This window comes from Marvinbryantia formatexigens DSM 14469 (assembly GCF_025148285.1).
In the GTDB taxonomy this organism is placed as follows: Bacteria; Bacillota; Clostridia; order Lachnospirales; family Lachnospiraceae; genus Marvinbryantia; species Marvinbryantia formatexigens.
This window is the reverse complement of sequence record NZ_CP102268.1, coordinates 2810876-2827736: the sequence shown is the minus strand read 5'-3', so window position 1 is coordinate 2827736 and position 16861 is coordinate 2810876. Positions and strand designations below refer to the sequence as shown.

At 43.3% G+C, this 16861-nt stretch carries 17 protein-coding genes; all 17 read right to left on the bottom strand.

The window, feature by feature from the left end:
- Positions 1-65: 65 nt before the first annotated feature.
- Positions 66-602 carry a bL17 family ribosomal protein gene (locus tag NQ534_RS13275; protein ID WP_040784939.1) on the bottom strand — a complete coding sequence of 179 codons (537 nt, stop codon included), beginning with the start codon at positions 600-602 and terminating at the stop codon, positions 66-68.
- Between the two features lie 109 nt (positions 603-711).
- On the bottom strand, positions 712-1671 hold the full coding sequence (locus NQ534_RS13270) for a DNA-directed RNA polymerase subunit alpha (protein ID WP_040784909.1): 960 nt from the start codon (positions 1669-1671) through the stop codon (positions 712-714).
- Between the two features lie 317 nt (positions 1672-1988).
- Positions 1989-2582, bottom strand: a complete 594-nt coding sequence (gene rpsD, locus NQ534_RS13265; RefSeq protein WP_006863845.1) for a 30S ribosomal protein S4 — start codon at positions 2580-2582, stop codon at positions 1989-1991.
- 17 nt (positions 2583-2599) lie between these two features.
- Entirely contained in the window at positions 2600-2995 is a 396-nt protein-coding gene (gene rpsK, locus NQ534_RS13260; RefSeq protein WP_006863846.1) for a 30S ribosomal protein S11, read from the bottom strand.
- Positions 2996-3025: 30 nt separating this feature from the next.
- Positions 3026-3394: a 30S ribosomal protein S13 gene (rpsM, locus tag NQ534_RS13255; protein ID WP_006863847.1), complete on the bottom strand. Its 369-nt coding sequence runs from the start codon at positions 3392-3394 to the stop codon at positions 3026-3028.
- A gap of 414 nt (positions 3395-3808) precedes the next feature.
- On the bottom strand, positions 3809-3922 hold the full coding sequence (gene rpmJ / locus NQ534_RS13250) for a 50S ribosomal protein L36 (RefSeq protein ID WP_003497809.1): 114 nt from the start codon (positions 3920-3922) through the stop codon (positions 3809-3811).
- Between the two features lie 156 nt (positions 3923-4078).
- Positions 4079-5446 carry a sodium-dependent transporter gene (locus tag NQ534_RS13245; RefSeq protein ID WP_006863849.1) on the bottom strand — a complete coding sequence of 456 codons (1368 nt, stop codon included), beginning with the start codon at positions 5444-5446 and terminating at the stop codon, positions 4079-4081.
- A gap of 153 nt (positions 5447-5599) precedes the next feature.
- A complete protein-coding gene (locus NQ534_RS13240; RefSeq protein ID WP_006863850.1) occupies positions 5600-5731 on the bottom strand; it encodes a hypothetical protein in 132 nt (43 codons plus the stop codon).
- Between the two features lie 68 nt (positions 5732-5799).
- Positions 5800-6207, bottom strand: coding sequence for an XRE family transcriptional regulator (locus NQ534_RS13235; protein WP_260042697.1), 408 nt, complete (start codon positions 6205-6207; stop codon positions 5800-5802).
- 82 nt (positions 6208-6289) lie between these two features.
- Positions 6290-7396: an Ig-like domain-containing protein gene (locus NQ534_RS13230; protein WP_006863852.1), complete on the bottom strand. Its 1107-nt coding sequence runs from the start codon at positions 7394-7396 to the stop codon at positions 6290-6292.
- A gap of 93 nt (positions 7397-7489) precedes the next feature.
- Entirely contained in the window at positions 7490-9232 is a 1743-nt protein-coding gene (locus NQ534_RS13225; RefSeq protein ID WP_006863853.1) for a YARHG domain-containing protein, read from the bottom strand.
- An 80-nt stretch (positions 9233-9312) separates the two neighbouring features.
- The gene (locus tag NQ534_RS13220) at positions 9313-9939 is read right to left on the bottom strand and encodes a hypothetical protein (protein WP_006863854.1); all 627 of its coding nucleotides are present in this window, start codon (positions 9937-9939) and stop codon (positions 9313-9315) included.
- A gap of 134 nt (positions 9940-10073) precedes the next feature.
- Complete coding sequence (locus NQ534_RS13215) at positions 10074-11513, bottom strand: hypothetical protein (protein WP_006863855.1); 1440 nt, start codon at positions 11511-11513, stop codon at positions 10074-10076.
- Positions 11514-12077: 564 nt separating this feature from the next.
- Positions 12078-13367 carry an IS110 family RNA-guided transposase gene (locus NQ534_RS13210; protein WP_006863856.1) on the bottom strand — a complete coding sequence of 430 codons (1290 nt, stop codon included), beginning with the start codon at positions 13365-13367 and terminating at the stop codon, positions 12078-12080.
- 116 nt (positions 13368-13483) lie between these two features.
- Positions 13484-14008, bottom strand: a complete 525-nt coding sequence (locus tag NQ534_RS13205) for a hypothetical protein (protein ID WP_006864168.1) — start codon at positions 14006-14008, stop codon at positions 13484-13486.
- A 15-nt stretch (positions 14009-14023) separates the two neighbouring features.
- Positions 14024-14758, bottom strand: coding sequence for a zinc ribbon domain-containing protein (locus tag NQ534_RS13200; protein ID WP_157200766.1), 735 nt, complete (start codon positions 14756-14758; stop codon positions 14024-14026).
- Positions 14685-16745: a zinc ribbon domain-containing protein gene (locus NQ534_RS13195; RefSeq protein ID WP_040785200.1), complete on the bottom strand. Its 2061-nt coding sequence runs from the start codon at positions 16743-16745 to the stop codon at positions 14685-14687. Before NQ534_RS13195 ends, NQ534_RS13200 begins: the two co-directional genes overlap by 74 nt.
- Positions 16746-16861: the final 116 nt, after the last annotated feature.

Genomic DNA, 16861 nt, shown 5'->3' with positions numbered 1-16861 from the left:
TTTCGGGAAATATAAAACGGCACCGCCTGCGCGGTGCCGTATCTTTTTATATCTTTACATCCGTTTTATACAAGCTCCAGCAATACTTCCATTGCTGCATCGCCCTTACGAAGACCAATCTTTACGATTCTGGTGTAACCACCATTGCGGTCTGCGTATTTCGGACCATATTCTGTAAACAGTTTGTCTACCAGATCAACCTGCTTCGTGCTTTTCTTCTTGCCGGCAGCTTCCTTCGGAACCTCAGTTACCGGATAGAGAACCTTCATCATCTGTCTTCTTGCATGAAGTCTGCTCGGAGCATCTTTCTTGATTTCCTTCTGTACTTCATCATAAACAGTTACTTTCTTTCCGTCTACGACTTCCTTTACTCTCTTGCCGTCCTTGTCCTTGCGCGGAACCTTTGCGGTAACCGTAACAGTTTCGTAATTATCTTTCTCTCTTACAGCCAGTGCAATCAGGCTCTCCGCAATCTTGCGTACTTCCTTTGCCTTTGCTTCTGTCGTAACGATTTTTCCATGCTGCAGCAGAGCTGTAACCTGGTTTCTCAGTAACGCTTTTCTCTGAGCGGATGTTCTGCTCAGTTTTCTGTAACCTGCCATTTTATTTTCCTCCATTTTCGGAGCACGCGGGAACGCTCTTCGGGCTTACTCCCCGTGCCAAAATAATCTTCCATACGCCGCATGGCGTATCCTGCGCTATATGCGCGCTTTATTCCTCACTCGGATTAAGCTGCAATCCCAGTTCTTTGAGTTTCGCAAGAACCTCCTCCAGGGATTTGCGTCCCAGATTCCGGACCTTCATCATGTCCTCCGGAGTTCTGTTGCACAGCTCTTCCACCGTGTTGATGCCTGCTCTCTTCAGGCAGTTGTAGGAACGAACAGACAGCTCCAGCTCGTCGATGTTCATTTCCAGAACTTTTTCTTTTTCATTGTCCTCTTTCTCAATCATGATTTCCGCTGTTTTTGCGCTTTCGGACAAATCAATAAACAGACTCAGATGTTCACTGAGCACCTTTGCCGCAAGGCTGACCGCCTCGTCCGGAGCAAGGGTTCCATTTGTGTATACATCCAGTGTCAGCTTGTCAAAATCTGTAGCCTGTGCCACACGGGTGTTTTCCACCGTCATGTTTACACGCTCTACCGGGGTATAAATAGAGTCAACCGCAATTACACCGATCGGCATATCCGGCGTCTTGCCTTCATCCGCACTGATATAGCCTCTGCCCTTGGTAATTGTAATTTCCATATAGAGCTTACTGTCAGGACCGCCGCTCAGTGTAGCAATAATCTGGTCTTTATTGAGAATCTCGATATCCTGGTCTACCTGGATATCCGCTGCAGTCACAACACCTTCTCCGTCATACTCGATATATGCTACCTTCGGTTCATTTGTCTTACTGGTATTTTTAATCGCCAGCGATTTCAGATTCATGATGATTTCGCTGACATCCTCTTTTACGCCCGGAATAGAACTGAATTCGTGTAATACGCCCTCAATCTTTACCTGGCTTACCGCTGCACCCGGCAGGGAGGAAAGCATAATTCTGCGAAGGGAATTCCCAAGCGTTGTGCCATAACCTCTCTCCAGCGGTTCCACGACAAATCTTCCATATTTACGGTCTTCTGAGATTTCTGCAATCTCAATTCTCGGTTTGTTAAAATCGAACACTACTAAGGTCCCTCCTTCTGGGTTTGTTGTTGTGAGGGTTATATATTCGCCGTGCTGCACTACTCGCAGCCTATGCTGCTCGTGCGCGGGCCCATGCTTCACACGGCTTTCTACGCCGTGCTGCACTACTCGCAGCCTATGCTGCTCGTGCGCGGGCTTGCGCTTCACACGGCTTTTTACGCCGTGCTGCGCCCCTCGCAGCTTACGCTGCTCGTGCGCGGGCTTGCGCCCTATGCATCCTCAAAAAGATGTTTGCGCTTATGCAAGCATAGCGCGTACATCTTTTTTCGTCTGCGCACGGCTTAATGCTTTCGCGACTATTTCGAGTACAGCTCGACGATAAGCATTTCGTTTACCGGAACGTCGATTGCTTCTCTTGCCGGAAGTTCTTTAACCGTTGCTTTTAAGTTTTCTGTATCTACATCCAGCCAGTCCGGAACCAGTCTGCCGTTGGTCGCTTCCAGAATCTCTTTGTATCTCTGGAATCCCTTGCATTTTTCTTTGATTTCAACAGTGTCGCCTGCTTTTACAAGGTAGGACGGGATGTTCACCTGCTTGCCGTTTACCAGCACATGCTTGTGGTCTACGATCTGTCTTGCCTCTTTACGTGTTCTTGCAAAACCAAGTCTGAAAATAACGTTGTCCAGTCTGCTCTCCAGCATGGTCATAAGGTTTGCACCTGTCATGCCCGGCATTCTCTCCGCTTTCTTATAGTAGTTGCGGAACGGTTTTTCCAGCACGCCATAGATGAATTTTGCTTTCTGCTTCTCGCGGAGCTGCAGACCATACTCACTCATCTTGCGGTTTGCTCTCTTTAATTCTCTGTTAGACTTTTTATCAATTCCTAAATATACCGGGTCAAGGCCGAGGGAACGGCATCTTTTCAAGACCGGAGTTCTATCTACTGCCATCTTCACTTACCTCCTGATTAGACTCTTCTGCGTTTCGGCGGGCGGCATCCGTTGTGCGGTACCGGCGTAACATCTGTAATACTGATAACATCCAGACCACATGCACTCAGTGCACGAATCGCTGCTTCACGTCCTGAGCCCGGTCCCTTTACAAAAACATCAACGGTCTTCAAGCCATGAACCAGGGCTGCTTTTGTTGCTGTTTCTGCCGCCATCTGTGCTGCATAGGGAGTAGATTTCCTTGAACCTTTAAATCCCAGACCACCGGCACTCGCCCATGATAATGCGTTTCCAGCAGCATCTGTCAGTGTAACAATGGTATTGTTGAAAGATGACTGGATATGTGCCTGTCCGCGTTCAACGTTTTTCTTAACGCGCTTTTTTGTCACTTTTTTTGTAACTTTTTTAGCCATGATAAACTAACCTACTTTCTTCCTATTCTATTATTTCTTCTTATTAGCTACTGTCTTCTTCGGTCCCTTGCGTGTTCTTGCATTGGTCTTTGTCTTCTGACCACGAACCGGAAGCCCTTTACGATGGCGGATACCTCTGTAGCATCCGATTTCCTGAAGTCTCTTGATATTCAGAGCGATTTCTCTTCTCAGGTCACCTTCCACTGTGTAATGTTCATCCATTACGTCACGGATTTTGGAAACCTCTTCGTCCGTCAGATCTCTGACACGGGTATCCGGATTTACGCCTGCCGCCTCCAGAATCTTGTTCGAGCTTGTTCTGCCAATCCCGTAAATGTAAGTCAGACCGATTTCGATTCTTTTCTCTCTTGGTAAGTCTACACCAGCAATACGAGCCATGTAATTTTTCCTCCATTTTCTCTAAGCTCCCGTCATCACGCAGCCCGTCCATAGCAAGACGTCTGAAATGTTGTGCGCAGCCCGGTGCTTCGCTATATTGTCTTTAATTGGGGTTTTGGAAATCTTTTCCACCACCCAGCCGCAAAAAATGACTGCCGTCTGATAAGCAAACGGCAATACTGACGACCTTTCCGCAAATCCGCCGGTACCCGGAAATGCGGTATTAGAAGCAATATATGTGAGACATCCTGCCCAAGGATCCTGCGCACGCCTTATATGCGGTGCACCGTCCACTCCGGATCATATGTCCGGCTTCCTGCCGCGGATTGGGATGTCCCGTTCGTATATTGTCCCAGTATGCGCACAAAATCCACCGCATACTGAAGCCGTAATCAAGCCGCATAAACAACAGGATCAGCCCTGGCGCTGTTTATGCTTCGGGTTCTCGCAGATTACTCTGATACTGCCCTTTCTCTTGATGATTTTGCATTTTTCGCAGATAGGTTTTACTGATGATCTAACCTTCATGTTAAATCCTCCTTTCCTATTTACTCGCCCTTTTGGGCATAATAACCCCTTCTAATAAAAGGTACGCTAATGAGTATATCATCAGCGTACCGGAAAAGCAAGCACAAATTTTAAAATTTTCAAAAAAATTCGTAACAAATTCTCTCTGCCGGGCGATTACAAAAACTTTGAAATATAGCCCTCCACAAAAATAAACAGAACAATCAGCGGCAGGATATAAGAAACATATACCCGCGCCCACGCTGGAAACTTTATTCCGTTGCCGGTATTTGCCTCTTTCATGAAATTTTTGAAGCCCCAGCCATAGCGGCTCGTACAAAACAGCAGATAAACCAGGCTTCCCAGCGGAAGCAGATTGTTGCTCACAATGAAGTCCTCAAGGTCCAGCACATTTGTGCCCTCCCCAAACGGCATAAAGCCGCTCCAGAGATTAAATCCGAGCACACACGGCATCGACAGAATCACGATAGCAATGAAATTAACGATGACCGCTTTTTTGCGGCTGCAGCCTGTCAGATCCATCGCAAACGAAATAATATTTTCAAATACCGCAATGATGGTGGACATCGCCGCGAAGGTCATGAAGAGAAAGAACAGGCTTCCCCAGATGCGTCCGCCCGCCATCGACTGAAATACGTTCGGCAGCGTGATAAAAATCAGTCTCGGACCGCTGTCCGGCTGCACATTGTAAGCAAAGCACGCCGGGAAGATAATCAGACCCGCCATCAGCGCCACACCGGTATCCAGCAGGGTAACGCTCACCGCCTCGCCTGTGAGCGCGCGCTCTTTGCCGATATAGCTTCCAAAAATAGCAATCGCGCCGATTCCAAGGCTTAAGGTAAAGAATGCCTGCCCCATAGCAGCAAAGACAGCCTCCCCGATGCCCGCCTCCACCAGCTTTCCGAAATCCGGCTTCAGATAAAATTCCAGTCCCTCAGAGCCGCCTTCCAGGAACACGGAATGCACCGCAAGAATAATCATCAGAAACAGCAGGCAAAGCATCATATATTTTGTAATGCGCTCCACGCCCTTCTGCAGACCGCCCGCACAGATAAAAAAGCAGACTGCCACCACCAGAATCATACAGAAAGTCATCAGTCCCGGCTGTCCCATCAGACCGGTAAACTCTGCCGCCACGCCCTCCGCGTCAAGCCCCGTAAAGCTGCCGGAAGCCATTTTCACAAAATAAAGAATCATCCAGCCTCCGATGGTCGTATAGAACATCATCAGCAGATAATTTCCCGCTATCGCACCCCATTTGTACCAGTGCCACTTTGTACCCTTCGGCTCCAGCACGTCAAACGACAGCGCCGCGCTCTTCTGGCTCGCACGGCCGACTGCAAACTCCATCACCATAATCGGAAGCCCCAGAATAACCAGGAAGAACAGATAGATCAGCACAAATGCCGCGCCGCTATACTGCCCGGTGATATACGGGAACCTCCACACATTTCCCAGACCGATTGCACATCCCGCCGAAATCAGAATGAACCCCAGTCTGGATGAGAATTTTTCTCTCTCCATTTCACATATCCTCCAGATGTTTCATTTGGGAATGTCCGCGCATTCCCCGTCGCCGCCAGCTCCGCCCGCAGCAGTTACCAATGAACCTATTTTACACGAAATGAAGTTATAATGGAAGAAATATCTTTGTATTTTCAAAAGTTTGGCAGCGCTTTAAAGCTGTGAAGTGCTATTCTGTAAGTTTTTTCTCCTCTTCAGCTTTTCGATAATATCATCTGCATTCTCTTTCTTAACTATCCCCGGATAAGCCTGCTCAAATTCTATCAGACTACTCTTCGTCTGCATAAAGTCTGCTTTCAGCCACCCATACGGAAGTCCAAACCTGTCACCAACATGATTGATAGCCTCTTTCTTCAGACAACATCCCGTATTTCACTTTCTACAATATTAAACCGCATAAACTCCGGAATCGAAGCGTCCTTCGCCCGCTTCTTTGCATCGTCATTTCCAGATACCGCACATATACTCAGAACTCCTGCCGGATAAACAGTCTCTTCCAGTTTATATCCGCGCAGCTCATCGTATTCCTTACACAATGGCACATCGTTCGTCCTGCTGAGATAATCCACCATTGCCAGCAGGTAAAAGCATTCCGGGTACCATTTCCGCTGATAATATGCATGTACCTTATCCTGTTCAAGCGTTTCAATAATAAAATCAACATCCCCAAGTTCTTTCACACGATGGCATACATTGCTTTTATATATTTCAAAATCAACCCGCTCTTTTTTCTGCATATAGGGTTCCAGCAGATTTTCCATTGATACTCCCAACGCTTTTGTCAGTCTGTACACTGTCTCTGCCGTACATTTTGCAAGCAGATACAAATGTCCATTGACCAAATTATCCTTTATATCTTTCCATTGGATATCCAGTATCATTGTTGGTTGCTTTATTAAAAGCATTTATATATTCCTGCCTGGTAGCCTTCTTGCCATTAATTGTCCATACATTTCCACCTACCAGGGAAAGAGAACTTTTCGAAGACAACACTCCATTACTATACCTGTAAAACACTTCATCTGCAGGCATGTGCGAAAAACCACGATTTATCAGATTACTATTTTTATATACCTTCACAAAATTTGAATGTTCCAACCAGGGAGAATACTCGCCGCTGGACAGCACTGTTTTTACTTTTCCATTATCGATCGTATAGATATAGGTATTCTCGCCATATCCGGAATCAACATTCGTTTTGTGCAGTGCCTGCTCAGTATTCTCATAACGTAAGATTAATTCATCAATTCCATTCTTGTCTATATCTGCGAACGCATAGTAAGTAGCCCGCCCGGAATCTCCCCACTTTGCCGCTCCCTGTTTCATTTTCCTGTCATAATTTTTTATTGTATTCTGATACAGCTTATGCTGATTCTCTTTCGATAATCGGGGACTTTGCTCTTTTTTCTTCACTGTTACCCTGCACTTTGCCATTTTTCCATTTGCCTTTGCCGTAATTGTAGCGGTTCCAGCTTTTTGGGCAACAACCTTCCCTTTAGAATTAACCGTTGCAATCTTCTTATTACTGGAAGACCAGGAAATTTTTGAACTTGCGCCTTTTACGGTTGCCTTGAGCTGTAAAGATGTAGTGCCCGACGTATAAATAGTTACAGATGATTTGTTCAATTTTATTGTAGGATTTTTAACCGTTATTCTGGCTCTCAGCGTCCTGCCTGACACCTTCGCGGTAATCGTAACACTTCCCGCTTTTTTCGCAGTCACTTTCCCCGCTGCACTTACCTTCGCTATTTTTGAATTCGACGATTTCCATTGTGTTTTTTTCTTCGTTCCCAAAACTTTCAACGTATAAGACTGTCCCTTATACAGTGTTTTCGCAGTGCTGTTTAATTTTATGGTACTTGCCGCAGACACCGTAAATGACATGAAAATTGCACACATAAAAACCAGCGTCAATGTCATAATTCCCTTTTTTGATATTCTTGTTTTCATAAAGCTTCTCCCTCCATTTCGCTCCAGATAAGTCCGACATCTATTTGTAAAGCAGTTTTTCTCCCGTATCACCAACACGCAAAGCGCGCCTGTTTACTCCGAATCCTCCTGTTTCGCAGCTATATAATCATTGACGACATCAAAAGAATATCCCATCTGGTCTGTCCTGTAACCTTCCGGATTTATCTCATGCTCCCTGCTACTGAGCATCTGTACATTCTTTTGTTCGTAAGCATTCAGCACTCCTTCATCGAAGTCCCCCGGTTCTATCGTTCCGCGGTACCAGCTTTTACTGTCAAAGTATTGCTGCAGCTCTACAGAGCGGGATCTCCGTCCTTTTCGGGCGTATATTTCATTTTTCGCATAATTCAAGACCTGCAGGGACATGTCCAGAATTTCACTGTCACTTAAATATCTGATATCAGAATCCGGCAGAATTTCATCTGAAGATTCATTTCCGGCACCGTCCTTTAAATCTGTATAGTTAAAAATACCATAATCATACCGGTACTCGCCCGCATCAGAACCGAATTTTCCGTAAATCTGAGCAAGCTTCAACATCTTCTCTTTCTCATCCAAAAGCCACATGGATCTTCCAAACATTGTCTCCGACACAGACGCATGTAAATCATACACTCCCAAAGCTTCATTCAGACAGTCCCCATATGCCGAATCTTCCGCACAGTCCGCCGTTGCATCGTTTTCGTACAGAAGCGTCGTCTGCCATCCTTCCCACTCTGCATCGCAGAGCATCCCGGCACCTTCTTCCAGCGCCCATTTTGAACACAAAATAATTCCGGGCGATTCACCTGGATCCAGAATCCAGCTTTTCAGGAAAAATGCTCCATCCGACGTAATTTCAAAAATATAAATATTATCCGCACATCCGTTCAGGGTGTGAAAGTTCTGTACAATGATATCACCTCCCGCTTTCCCTTTTGTCACATAAATTCTCGTATCATTTCCCAGATTAATATCTATCCCCACTATCCGGATATCCTGCTGCCGTACTTCTCCAGCCTCATCCACTGACAATGCGGTAAGATGCAACATCTTTCCATTGCTTTCTTCCTGAAGATATATTACCAGACACTCTTCCCGCCCATTGTCATTAAAGTCTGCACAATAGGATGTTATTATCCCGGATTGTTCACACCAACCAGGCATTGCCCCCGGCATAGTCCTGGTAAACGTTCCTGTTTCGCATATCCCAAGCGTTTTCTCCATGTGCTCCTGCACCCACGTCTGATAAAATGCTATACTGTCAAAATCAGAATCTGTATTTTTCCGGAAGCAGACAGGGCCCATATCAGCATACTCCGAAATATATTCCCCAAATCGCTCCCCACAGGCATAAAATTCTCCATTTTCTTCCTGCGTAACTCCTGCCTCAAGCGCTTCGTTACTATCATATTCATAATAATACAAGCCGCTCTCCTTCAAAAAAGTAAAGCACTTCGAATGAGCATTGTGACTGCTTTGGATATAATCCTGTCCTTCTTTCCTGGCAATGCGAAGAGGAACAGATAAACCGGCGACTGAGCCGCCCCCTGTCACCTGCCCGCCTGTATAATAATAAATGTCACATGCTGTAAACAAAATTTCCCCGTTTTCTTCTGTCTGCCCTTCTTTTCCAATCAGTAAAACCGGCATCTGGTCTACCCCCAGATTTTCAATCGCATAATATGCCCCCGGACTTACTGACTCGTGGAGAAATTCCATATATGCTTTTTCAATCGTCTCTGATGTAACATCCTGAGCATGGACAACAGGCATCCCAACCACAATTAATACAAAAAATATCAGAAGAAACAGCTTTTCTTTTGCCCACTTCATTGTTTTTCCCCTCTCCTTCACTTACAGAATATCTGCCAATCAGGAATTGCATATAAGCAAATCAGCTATTCTGAATTTTTCTACACACGCAAATCCAGAAAATTATTAATAATGCTTTTCACACATTCATCTTTAGCGCCATACTCACTTATCAAAGTCGCTTTAAGCTTATCACCACGCTTCTTATGATGTCTTCTCTCTGTAATATTATCCGCATTACAAAAATCACGGTATATTGCTTCAGCAGCATTTTTATATTCCCAGTATTCTTCGGAGCCGTTTTTCAATTTAGGACCAATATCTTTATGCCGTTCGTAAGAAGAATCCTCTTCTGCTTCATAATAGGACGAATAATCATCCTCTTCATAATAACCGGAAGTATCCTTTTTCCTCTGCGGCTTTCTGCTTTGATAAGCCGTTTTATCTGTATCTCTGTCTGCATTTCCAAAAAACAGCTTATAAAATATAAAAAGTAATACACCCCAGCAAATAACCTGTGTTATCGTCTCCGAAACGCCAGACATATCTCCCATGCCAAATTTATAAATTCTGATACCGAATGCCAGAATTGTACTCAGAATGCAAGATATTGCTACGTGTTTTTTTATAATAAGATAAACAAATAAAATCCATAACAGAAGCGCAAGGAAACCATTTATTTCAGCGCCCCCGGCTTCCCCCGGACACGCCAGAATAACGGCAGTCAAAGTAACCCATATGATAGAAAAAAAGCTTAGAAAAAAAGCTTATAAAAAAATTCTTTATTTTATTCAGCATAAGATGTTTTCCTCCCCAATGCCTTTTTACTTATTCAGCTTCTAATGTTCCATGCAGAACAGGACTACCATCCCATCTGGGACACCGATACAGATTTTTCCTCATTCGCACTCCAGACCAATCTGACATCATCGGCTATCCTGTTTCTTTCTCCTTCAGAATAGCACACAAGCTTCTGTTCAGAAAGATATAAAATCGTTCCCGATCGCAGTTGTACGAAAGAAGTAACATCATCTGCTATCTTAAATTTTTCCCCCATATCAGAAACATAATAAAGCGTGCCACCATATTGTGAATCCACATAATCATCAACCATTAAAATGCTCCCATTTTCATAAAAGGAATATATATAAGATCCAGCATCATAATTTCCGTCAAACATATATAACATTTTATCTTTACCAAACTGAAAATCACTGCTTCCCATTTTATAATATCCCAGTTCTACTCCCTGAACATCACCCTTATATACATAAAGTGTGTTATTCACATCATAGCAAAGCATATCTGCATACTCATATATTTCAAATATCTCTTCCTCCCCGGAATTTTCCACTTTTCCCCAGGTTTCACTCCTATTATCTGCAATATATAACTCTCCCTCCTCACTCAGCGCAGCCAGGCTCTGTCCATGTTCAAAAACCTGCATCATATAAAATATCTCTCCTATATCCAGATCCATAGAATTACATATATCCCCTGTTCTGGCATTAATAAACAGACCTTTCCAAGGATACACGATGTTTTCCATATCCGGTATTTGCTGTTCCATATATTCGTCCATTATTGCACCAGCATCTTCTTCATCATATCTTTCATCATCAAGAATCATATCTACCGGAATTTTTTCATAATTTTCAAGGAAATCCATTGGTTCCAAATATAAACAGCCAAATATCCCGCCATTGTAGTCAATAAGGTATTCGTATTCATAAACAGAGTATTCACCATAAAGATTGCAGATACATACAACCCTTTTATTATCAAAATCATAGCAATACAGCGGCTTATACTCAATGGAACCTTCTTCTTTAATTTGATCCAGCAACGAAGTAATTTCCGCTTCATTATGCCTCGAATTCGATGTATCTATCAGCTCCGCATACAAATTTATCGTATATATGTCATCTTCCAGAATATAAGCCAATGTTTTATCTGCCGGATCACCTTCTATGGGAATCAGCCTCTTGATCAGCAGTTCTGGCTCTGAACCATACTCTATCATGTACAAATCCACTGATTCATAATCCGTGCTTATTGATTCGTAATAAGTGTCCTCACTCGCTCCATTTCTTGTCATATAGCAAATATGTTCTTCATCCAGTATGGTAAAATATCCACCCATAAATGAATATCTCTCAAAATCAGCTTCTCTATAAACCATTCCAAATTCAATTCCAGAAATAATTTCTTCGCCTGCTGCATCACTGTTTTCCGTTCTGAATAATGAATATTTATTATCACCTGTGTATTCGCTATAAAAAACTACACCGGAATCCGTCATTTGATAATACCTTCCACTACCAACATCCGTTAAAGAGTTTTTTTCCTCCCTATTAAGTCAAGTCTTTTTTCCTTAAAAATCAAGGATTTTTTCAATATATCATCAATAAATATCTCAGAAGAAGGAGCCATAGGAATGGACATTTCTCTGTATCTGGTACGAAAATAGCTGGTTTTGGGTACACGAAGTAAAACGTCTTGGTTTTCTGTTTTACATGGCCTTGTGTATACCCATCCATCTACGGCAGCGAACCTCCCGTGTCTACCAGGATCATCAGACAATTGCTGAGTCCTAACTTCTCTCGTCCCGCCTGTCCATAACCAGGGTGTCAGCTCAGCTCCTCATCAGGGTCATGCCCTCTGGAAAATATTCCTGCCGACTACTGGCTCATTCTTTGTATGTTTTATTACTGACTTTCTTCCTTCCTGCAGCAGCACTTTTCAGTGGACGTTTTCCTGTTGCATTCCGATTTTTATACTTCCAGCTACCGTGGCCAGTCTCAGCATTCAGGCATTCTTTACTCAAATGCTCAGGCCAACCACGATATACTGTTTCCTGATATTTTTATGCTGCCATTATAGTTTCCGGTCTTACGATATCACTCAGCATCTTCTGACCATCATAATCTACACCTTTTGTTAATATCGTGTAGAAGATCCTGATCAGCTTACACGCAATCGCTATGACCGACTGCATCTTCTTCAAAGGATTCTGGCTCCTTCTCCTGTAATAGTCATAGATTTCTTTAAACTCTTTGTTCTTTGCTATCACAGATATCGCAGCTTCATACAATGCATACCTCAGGCGCTTTCTTCCCCTGTGGCTGATGCGGCTTTCTCCGTTGTGTTTGCCGGAACTGTCTGCAACAATGGCATAACCTGCCAGTTTCTGCAGCTGCTTTGGGTTATCAAAACGACAAATGTCACCCACCTCTGCAATAAAACAACTTACGGTTTTTAAACCGATTCCCTTGATCTCCATCAGTTTATCAATGTATGGGATCTCTGAAAGTTTTTCTTCTATCTCCTGCATCAGATCATCCATTCTGTTTTTATATACTTCGTAATCGTTCAACAGGTTTCGGATCTCTATTCTGGCACTTCCCGGTGCTTCCGTACTTCCGATGCTGTGCTCCGCAGCTGATACCAGGGTCCTTGCCCTCTTTAAGCCAGCGCCCTTCAGCTTTGCATCCCTCCATACCTGATTCACACCATCTACGCCTAGTTCTTTGATATCACATGGCAGCGGTGCCTTTTTAATCACCATCATCCCGCTTACCGCGTCCGGACTTTTATAAACGTCTTTTATTTCCGGAAAATAAATGCAGAACCATCGGACAATCCGGTTTTTGATCCTTGTAAGTTCTTCCTGCGTCTGAATACGAAGATTTGACAGATTTCTAATCTCTGCGTATATTCCTGTAGGGATATACGGATACGAAAATCTTCCTTCATTTACCAGTCCCGCAATTGTTTTTGGATCCTTACGGTCATTCTTGTTCGGGTTGTTATCATCCAGTTCTTTGGACTTCTTTACATGATGCGGATTCACATGCACCGGCTTCATTCCCTGTTCCTGCAGGTACGCTCCAAGGTTCAGCCAGTAATGACCGGTAGGTTCCATCCCTGGAATCACCGCCTCTTTCCCATGCTTCTCTGCTATATCTTCCATCCATGCCTTAAATGAAGCAAACCCGGCTTCATCATTGTTGAAAGCAAACGGCTTTTTTGAGTACTCGTAATTTCGCCAATCAAAAGCCCTTGCATAATGAGTTTCACTTCCAACATCGATCCCAACAATTAAAGTTTTTTCCGTAATAGATGCAATTTTTGCGTTCTGTGTGTTATAATTCATTTCAGATACCTCTCTGTTCAATAAGATTTTTTACTAACCGTGCAAAGTCAGTAATCTTATTTTACACTGAGGTATTTTTTTCTCAACCTTCTTTCGCGGAATTCCTTATATTTGAATTATACAAGAAGCTTCTCATAGTAACGCAGTTCTCCGCTGTCTTTCAAATAAATACCTTTATCACTGTCTATTTTAGAAACACCATACTGACAGTTTACATCTGAATCAATCTTAACGATACTATTTGTCTGCAAATCACTGTCAATCCTGTTCAAATCTGCCTTATACAATGTACCTTTCTCAAAATCAGAAGAAATATCAGAAATAAAATACAGATTTCCATCCTCTGTAATCTTTGCGTAATTTCCACCACAGCCACTAATTATGAACTTCAATGCTACAGATGTCCTTTCCCCTGTTCTGCCCAAAACCGGCCATTCACCGCCATTATAAAACTCTGCTATCTTCACAGGTAAAATTCCTTCTGCCTCAATATCTTCCACAAACCAATATCCATCATCTGTCAGCCATACACAGGCATTTTGCAGGTTGTTATCCTCAGAAGATGCATAGCACGCTGCTGCTCCGTGCAGAATCAGAATAATTGCCAGAAGCATTGTCGTTCTAAACATATATCGCTTCATACACTTCTCCCCTCCTTACTGCTGTTTTTCTTCTATCCTTTGTCCACAATTTACGCAAAATGAATCTCCTCGACCCAGTATATCCCCACAGGCAGGACACTTTTTAATGGTCTGCTCTTTTATGACAGATTCATCGTTGTCAAGTATCTCTTTTTCATTTCTTTCTCCTGCAAGCTCCGTTCCGCAATAAACGCAGAAACGCATACCTTCCTCCATTTCCGCCCCGCATTTCGGACAAATCAGCCCGTCCCCAGCCGGTACTTTCTCAGTTTCTTGTTCCGGAAGCTTAGCTCCGCACTCCCCGCAGAATTTAAGTCCCTGCCGGTTTCCAAAGCCACAGTTTGGGCATATTACATTACCCTTCAGAACAGAAAGTCTTTTCCGGTGTTCTTCATTTTCCGCCATAAGTACAGATATCTCCTCTACCAGAGGCTTTATGAAGTCATCTGGTTCCGCTTTTCTTTCATTATAATATATCTCACCCATTTTTATATACAGTTGTCGGATTTTCTGCTCATTAGCAGAAATGGCACTCTTCAACCGCAGACTTTCGCCAGTCCCCCTTGATTCCCGAATGACCTTCTGACTAATTTCCGTTTTTGCTTTATTGAAGCGCTCTAAAAAAGACATTTTTCCTCTCCTCTCTGTCCAGACTGAACTTCCGCTCCATATCTTTTTATAATTCCTCCATACCCAGACACCAGAAATAATCTGTATCTCCGGCAACAACCTCATCTTCTTTGCCATCATATAATCTGAGTTCATCATCTATAAGATATAGGATTTTCCCATCGTTCAGCACACGAAAACGGGATATCTCCTCTGCCACCAGCTCCTCTTCCCCCGTTTTTGATATTCTGGCAAGCATTCCACCATTCTCATACATATAATCGGTCCAGACCAGTGTACTCCCATCTTCATACCCTTTTGCATTAACCGAGTAGCACTCGTCCTCCACCACAAAAATGTGTTTGTTATTAATGTACATATAAAAGTATCCATCCGCATCATGATAGCCCAGCCGGTCACCATAAACGCCAATACTGACTGCATCCGTCGCCGAAATACTTTCCAGTTCTCCAATCTTCCTGTCACTGACCGTCACCGTATATATATCATCACTGTATGTACGATTCCACGCCGAATCATACTCTGCACCAAAAAACGCCAGATTATTACCCTCATTATAAATCCCAAGTATAAAATACGCCCCGTTTTCTCCCTCAAAAACATCGCCAACGCTGCCATCCTGCAGGTTAATCCCCTGCTCTTCACTCCCATCAACTGTACAATAAAGTATATCTGTATTTGCAGAATTGCTATTGAGATACTCCATAACAATCCTTTCCGCATCAGAATATGTCCCGTCATACTCCTTTTGCACCTGTTCAATGTTTAATTTTCTAATAGTATCCGGTCTCTTAAAATATGCAATAGCACTATGTTTATTAGAATATGCCATCTGATAGCTTATCTGATAATCATCTACCCAATCCGATATCAAAACAGGCTCTCCCACCGAAATATCATAGTAATACAGGGAATATGCTTTGCTTCCGCACGATAACTCTGATAAATAATCCATCAAATCACGTCTTTCCAATGCCATTTCATATTTCTCATAATCCGCTTCGTATGCCGCATAATCCTCATCATATTTTTCATCATAATAATCCGGCTCAACTGCTTCTTTATCCTCATCAGCACAGGGGTTCTCCACGAAGTCACTCATATACACCTTCTCACTGCCTGTCTCTGTGTAGTAAAAGCTTCCTGTCTGTTCAAAGGAAAAATTATACCAGGTTCCTTCACAGACATTATCTGAAAGCTTCTCAGGTTCCGCAGAATATCCCGCTATATAAAGTGCACAGTAGCTGTTATATTCATCACTTCGCGTTTTAGTATAAACGATGTGTTCCGGGTCCTTTATATAGAATGCGCCGTCTGTATATGCCGCTATCTTCCTCTCACTCTCTTCATGTCCAAGCATTTGACCATATAGCGTATATATTTCACTGGCATCCTCACTCACTGTATAAAAAACGTAATCCCCGCATACCTCCGATATATAGACATCCCTTGCAACAGAAGCAGACCTTTCTCCGTCGAAATAATACAGACGGGATACATTATCATCCAGTGATTCCTTTTTTTGATAGACAGCCGTCCCATCTTTACAGATAAAAAGTCCGTCTGTTTCCACATCAGAAGCAATTTTTACAATATATTTATCATTTTTATCCGAGTCCGGTCGAAGTTTTCCCAGTTCTGCACGATACAGATTTCCTGTTGCGCCATAATCACTCAGCTTCGAGAAAAAATACAAATACTCGCCATCCTCTGTCAGTTGCGCATAATCATTATTAAGATAGCTCCACGTATCATTACCGGAAGAATCCCACTCAAGACCGGCAATTACTATCTCCTCCTCCCGCAAATTCTGTTTAAACGGTACAAGCTTATATTGCCCATCTGATATTGTAACGCAATAATCGGACATATCTGTTTTACCGCCAAACACGCCTGTTATTATCGCCCCATATAAAATACCGCCCGCCATTACAACCAACACCGCTGCAACAGCCAGCCCTTTAAACGGAACCCCTCTTTTCCTGTGCGCTGTTTTTTTCGTCTGCTTTCCCTGAACAGTATTTTTATATTTTATTACCTCTCTCCCACAATTCCTGCAAAACTTATCCCCATCCATTATTTCATGACCACAATCCGGACAATACATACTCCCTATCCTCCCTTTTTCTCTCATCCACATATATTCCGTTCTTTTGGCAAAACGGATATTCATATTCCTCTTTTCTGCGTGCTCACAAACACAGATTACCATGTGACCCGCGC